Below are 5,553 nucleotides of genomic sequence, written 5' to 3' on the forward strand. Positions count from 1 at the left end.
GGCTTTTTACTTGAGCCTTTTTACAGATCTAATTGGCGAAAATCAACTATTTTAATGATTGCTAACTTCAATTTTTAGATCGAACTCACGTTGAATAGACAAGAATTGCGCTTTTGTGAGAAAGTTCTGAAACGGCTCGACTATATTTGCGCAAAAATTTTGACTGTGTTTTTATATCTGAGAGTTTTTCGCGTGGCCAATTTGGCACTCATTGCCTTAGCGCAGTATTTATTGCGTTACACCTTTTTGCTTCCGCAGAAAATAGCACCTGTTTTGAGCGACTTTCAGTTTGCGCTCCTTGTTTTTGCAACCGTTTGCGTTGCCTTGGGAGGTTACGTCATTAATGATATCCAAGACGTAGCAGCCGATCGGATCAATCGAAAAGACCAATCGCTGTTGGTTGAATTGTTTTCTGAAAACGTGTTACACGGCATTTACTTTGCGGTAAATGTGATTGGTGTTGCTATTGGGTTTTATCTGGCGAACAGTATCGACTCGCCCGGATTTGCTGGATTATTTGTGCTAACGGCTGTTGTACTTTATTTGTATCCGCAGAATTTTAAAACTGTTCCCGTACTCGGAAATATAGTTGTGGCTGCTCTGTGTGCACTTGCGCTAATATTAGTTGGATTGTTTGATTTGTACCCGGCCTTGAACGATGAAAACAGAACTACATACTCGCTGTTGTTCCAGGTAATTTTAGACTATGCTGGTTTTTGCTTTTTCCTAACGCTCATTCGTGAATGGGTTAAAGATCAGCAGGATATCTTAGGAGACGAAGCCATTGGGCGCCGAACTTTGGCGGTAGCGCTCGGAACGGACAAAATGAATAAAGTCGTAGCTGTAGCGTCAATTTTATTTGCGGCCTATTTAGTGTACTACACTTTTACCTACTACTTTGCATACGACTTGTATTTTGCTGCCGCATTGATGTTTGCCTTACCCGCCTCAATTTGTGCTTATGTTGGAATAAAAATTTGGAATGCCTCAAGCCCGAGCGATTACAAATTGCTTTCTAATTTATTGAAAATCGCTTTTTTAGGAGGCGTACTTTTGATTGCCGTAGTAACTTATAATGTGAAAATGAATGTTCAGTAATCTGCCTTCAGGAAAGCGACTTATATTAGGAAGTGGTTCTCCGCGACGGAAAGAACTGTTGCAAGGATTGGGATTTACTTTTGACTTGCGTGTTCGCGAAACCGATGAAAGTTATTCGGAGGATTTACGTGAAGGAGCAATTACTGAGGCAATTTGTATACAGAAAGCCGCTGTATTATTACCCGATTTACAGCCTGATGAAGTTGTACTTACCGCAGATACATTGGTTTGGCTCGACGGAGAAATGCTAGCAAAACCTGCCGATGGCGTTGAAGCGGAGCGTATGTTGAAGCAGCTGAGTGGTAAAACGCATCGGGTTTATACCAGTTTTTGTATTGCTTCGCGCGAAAAACAAGTAGTAGTTACCGACGTGGCAGCAGTGAGCTTTAGCGAATTAAGTGAAAACGACATCAAGAAATACGTAACTTTATTCAAACCGTTTGACAAAGCTGGTGCTTACGGCATTCAAGAATTTATCGGATATATTGCAATTGAAAAGTTAGAAGGTAGTTTTTATACGGTTATGGGACTTCCAACGCATTTGGTTTACAAACATTTACAAGATTTCTAATATGCTGCAAACGTTTTGGGCTGAAATACTCGCTACACTAATAACACTAGCTATAGTTGTGCTGGTGCGCGTACTTGCGGCAAAAGCGATAACCGAATACGCAAAACACAGTCAGCTTCTCGCCCACCGCGCCAATTTAGCGATCCGATACAATAATGTTTTTCTAACCGTTTTATTTTTCGTTGTTGTATTTGCGATATGGGGAGTTAATTCAGACGATTTATTTGTGACATTCACGTCTTTACTCACCATTTTAGGCGTCGCATTTTTCGCACAATGGTCTATTTTAAGCAACATTACTTCCGGAATCATCTTGTTGTTTTCACTGCCATTTAAGATTGGCGACACGGTAAAGATTTTGGATAAAGATTATCCGATTGAAGCAGAAATCGAGGATATTAAAGCCTTTCACACCTATTTACGAACAAAAAGTGGTGAAATCATTACCATTCCAAACACGGTAATGATGCAAAAAGGTATTTCGGTCATTAACGATCCGACCGCTGAAAATCAGGAATTCACGGATTAATTAGCAACGATAATTTCGCCGTTTCAGGGCACTTAATTATACAAAGCAATAGTAGAATTCCGTAAGAAAGAGGCAGATTATGCTTGTACCTTTATTGTATCGATTTTCAGTACTGAATTCGTGTTAATGGCGAGTGGGATTTCTACCCTTCGCTGAATATCAAACTTAAATTTGAACAATTATGAGCACAGGAAGAGTAATTGCAGGCGCCTTGGTTGGCCTTGCGGCAGGAGCTATTTTGGGAATACTTTTTGCCCCGGATAAAGGGACAGAAACCCGTAGAAAAATCGGTAAAAAAGGTAAAGATACTGCCGACGATTTAAAATCAAAATACAACGAAGCAGTTGATACTGTTTCTTCCAAAATTGAAAATTGGAAATCAAAAGGAGAACATGCATTGGCGGAAGGTGCCGAATTTGTTGACAAAACAAAGTCGCAATTGGAAACCAATTTAAAATCCTAAAAATTAAAATAGGGCTACCTGCAACCAAGTAGCCCTTTTTATATCTTTGAATATGGACGAACAAAAAGTTATTTTTAGTGAGATACTCGCAGCTGGGAAAAAGTTTGTCGAAGACACCTTCGAATTGTACAAACTCAAAGGCTTAAAATCGATTAGCGAAATCGGTGGTTTGTTGGTCTTTTATGTCATCATACTAATTGTACTCATTCCCGCGTTTTTACTAGCCAACTTTGCCGTTGCGTTCTTAATTGGCGAACAGCTAGAAAGTCTAGCAAAAGGTTTTTTGATTGTTGCAGCTGCCTATTTTTTAATCGGAATACTGCTGTTTGCATTCAAGAACAAACTCACAAAATGGTTTATTAATCTGATAATCAAATCTATTTTTAAGACGTAATCGTATGAGCAAATATGCACACATTCAAAATATAGCCGACTTAGATCAGCAAATTTATCAGGTAGCAAGCTCGCGTGAGCAGCAAAAGGTCGTTCTCGTTCAGCAATCCCGAACGCTTCAAAGATCGCTTACCGACGAAGATTTTGCGATCATGCAACTCGACCGTTTCGTGCGATCGCGCTTTTTTAAAGTCAGTATCTCTCGTTTAGCCGTAAGTTTCTTTTCTGGAGTTGTTGCTAAACGACTCATTTTCGGGAAATCTACAGGCGTTGTCGGCGGATTATTAGGAACCATTCTTCAAGCATTAGTTACTCGAAAAGTCATGGAGAAGACTGATAATTTGGCGCCAAGTATGCAACAACGCGTTGCCGATTTACTGCGAAAGTTAAAAATCAACACTTAATCTACGATCGATTTAAGGTTGAAAAAGTACTTGTATCTATTTCTTTTATCAATTTTTACCACTGTTGCGCCCGCACAGGTTCAGCAAGAGAAAGATACGGCTGCTTTATACCGAAAAATCGAGAAGATTAGCCATAAGTCGAAGTTCACAAAGTGGTTGCACAAAGCAATCTTTGAACCTGTCGAAAAACAAAAAGCACGGCAAAACATCCGAAAAAAAGCCTTCCGAAATCTCAGTCGATATCAAGGTAAAATCGTGCGGAATATTAGTGTCACTACACTCGATCCTTTCGGCTATTCAGAAACCGATGTCAATAAAAAACCACGAAATACCGGCGAAAAGTTTGGAAATGCAGTGCATTTAAAGTCTAAAGACTTTGCTATTCGAAATCTGCTACTCGTTCGACGCAACAAACCACTCGACACCATACGTTTAAAGGAATCGGAACGTATCATACGAGCACAACGCTTCATCAGTCGTGTACGTATTACACCCATTGTTATTCCAAACAGTAAAGATTCTATAGATCTCGACGTTCGAGTGGTTGATAGCTGGAGCTTTATTCCTCGATTTTCCGGTTCAACCAGTCGAAGTTCAGTTGATATTCAGGAACGTAACTTCCTAGGATTCGGACATAACTGGCGAAACCGCTTCGTTAACCGATTTTCAGATGGCGAAAATGCCTACTTCACCTCGTATTCAGTTCCGAATATTAAAAACTCTTTCGTTCAAACTACTATTTCGTATCAAAACGATTTAAATAACTTTTACGGAAAGAGCTTTAATATAGAACGGCCTTTTTACTCGCCACTTACAAAATGGGCTGGCGGAATTTACGTCGACGAACAGTTTCGACAAGATTCGATACCCGATGCAACAAACAACTACGAACTTAAGAACTTCAAGTATCATTCCGAAGATTTTTGGATGGGTCATGCGTTCAAAATCTTTGATGATCAAAGCGAAGAGGAAATAACTACGAATTTAGTTGTGTCTGGGCGATTTTTAAATATAGGATTTAGTGAGAGTCCGACTTTAGCATTTGATCCTGCCGACTACTTTTCTGACGAGCAGCAATTCCTCGTAGGCATTGGAATTACTTCTAGGCAGTTTGTCGAAGATAAATTCCTGTTTAATTACGGGATTGTTGAAGACGTTGCCGTCGGTAAAATTTACGGCGTCACCTTTGGTCAGCAGCAAAAGAACGAACGGATGAGGACGTATGCCGGATTTCGACTAGCTCATGGCGATTATTACCGAATTGGATTTCTCTGTGCAAATTTTGAAGGAGGAAGTTTTTTCCGTCGTGGTGCCATGGAACAAAGTGCCTTAACGCTCACTGTCAATTATTTCACACCGTTGATTCCGCTGGGGAACTGGAGTTTACGGCAATTTTTCAAACCACAACTGATACTCGGATTTAATCGTGTCGATAGTTACGGCGATCGGCTAACACTAAATGAAAGTAGCTTGTTTTTGGGAGATTACGGTGCAGGAGTCGTTTCGCCTAATCCGTCGGGTATATCCGGTTTCAATGCTCCTTTGGTTGGAACAAGCAAGTTTATTGTAAATTTTCAAACACAAAGTTATTCGCCTTGGCAGCTAATTGGTTTCCGTTTAAATCCGTTTTTTAGTTATAGCGGTGGATTGTTGGGCAACGGTATTTCCGACATGATTAACAGCAAATTGTACTCTAAAATCGGCGCCGGTATCATAATTTCAAACGACTATCTGGTATTTTCGTCCTTTCAAATATCGTTTGCTTACTACTCTAATTTACCGTCCGGAGCTGCTAATCCGTTCCAAACCAACTCATTCGAAACAACCGATTTCCGTTTAGAGAGCTTCGACTTTGGAAAGCCGCGCACGATCATCTATAAATAATAGAAGAATTTCTGTAAATCATATAAATCCCGTTGTGGAGATATTTAGAACTTTACATCATAAGGCATTGGGAAAAATTGCCTGAAAAAGAAAGTCCTTTTAAAGTTTTGTTTTGTGTTTAGGCTGTCTCTGAAAAGTAGGCAGCCTTTTTTTTTGGGCAATCCGGTGCAGCGTTTTATAGTTGAAATTTGGTCGCTGCCCCGTCACGCTT

7 protein-coding genes are annotated in these 5,553 nt (G+C 40.1%); all 7 read left to right on the plus strand.

Annotated features, from left to right (window positions below; all coding sequences use genetic code 11):
* The first annotated feature begins 165 nt into the window (after positions 1-165).
* The 7 genes from ACOVQQ_RS11855 to ACOVQQ_RS11885 all read left to right on the plus strand — a co-directional run bounded on the left by ACOVQQ_RS11855 (position 166) and on the right by ACOVQQ_RS11885 (position 5,342).
* Positions 166-1,098 carry a geranylgeranylglycerol-phosphate geranylgeranyltransferase gene (locus ACOVQQ_RS11855; protein WP_421818383.1) on the plus strand — a complete coding sequence of 311 codons (933 nt, stop codon included), beginning with the start codon at positions 166-168 and terminating at the stop codon, positions 1,096-1,098.
* Positions 1,088-1,669 carry a Maf family nucleotide pyrophosphatase gene (locus tag ACOVQQ_RS11860; protein ID WP_421818384.1) on the plus strand — a complete coding sequence of 194 codons (582 nt, stop codon included), beginning with the start codon at positions 1,088-1,090 and terminating at the stop codon, positions 1,667-1,669. The genes ACOVQQ_RS11855 and ACOVQQ_RS11860 overlap by 11 nt, the downstream gene beginning before the upstream one ends.
* 1 nt (position 1,670) lies before the next feature.
* Positions 1,671-2,198, plus strand: coding sequence for a mechanosensitive ion channel domain-containing protein (locus ACOVQQ_RS11865; RefSeq protein ID WP_421818385.1), 528 nt, complete (start codon positions 1,671-1,673; stop codon positions 2,196-2,198).
* A 181-nt stretch (positions 2,199-2,379) separates the two neighbouring features.
* Entirely contained in the window at positions 2,380-2,661 is a 282-nt protein-coding gene (locus ACOVQQ_RS11870; protein WP_421818386.1) for a YtxH domain-containing protein, read from the plus strand.
* A 52-nt stretch (positions 2,662-2,713) separates the two neighbouring features.
* Positions 2,714-3,055: a hypothetical protein gene (locus ACOVQQ_RS11875; RefSeq protein WP_094485681.1), complete on the plus strand. Its 342-nt coding sequence runs from the start codon at positions 2,714-2,716 to the stop codon at positions 3,053-3,055.
* Positions 3,056-3,059: 4 nt separating this feature from the next.
* Positions 3,060-3,458, plus strand: a complete 399-nt coding sequence (locus ACOVQQ_RS11880; protein WP_421818387.1) for a hypothetical protein — start codon at positions 3,060-3,062, stop codon at positions 3,456-3,458.
* Positions 3,459-3,488: 30 nt separating this feature from the next.
* The gene (locus ACOVQQ_RS11885) at positions 3,489-5,342 is read left to right on the plus strand and encodes a hypothetical protein (protein ID WP_421818388.1); all 1,854 of its coding nucleotides are present in this window, start codon (positions 3,489-3,491) and stop codon (positions 5,340-5,342) included.
* The last annotated feature ends 211 nt before the right edge of the window (positions 5,343-5,553 follow it).

Origin of the sequence: Flavobacterium sp. (assembly GCF_049240005.1) — a bacterium.
GTDB lineage: Bacteria > Bacteroidota > Bacteroidia > Flavobacteriales > Flavobacteriaceae > Flavobacterium.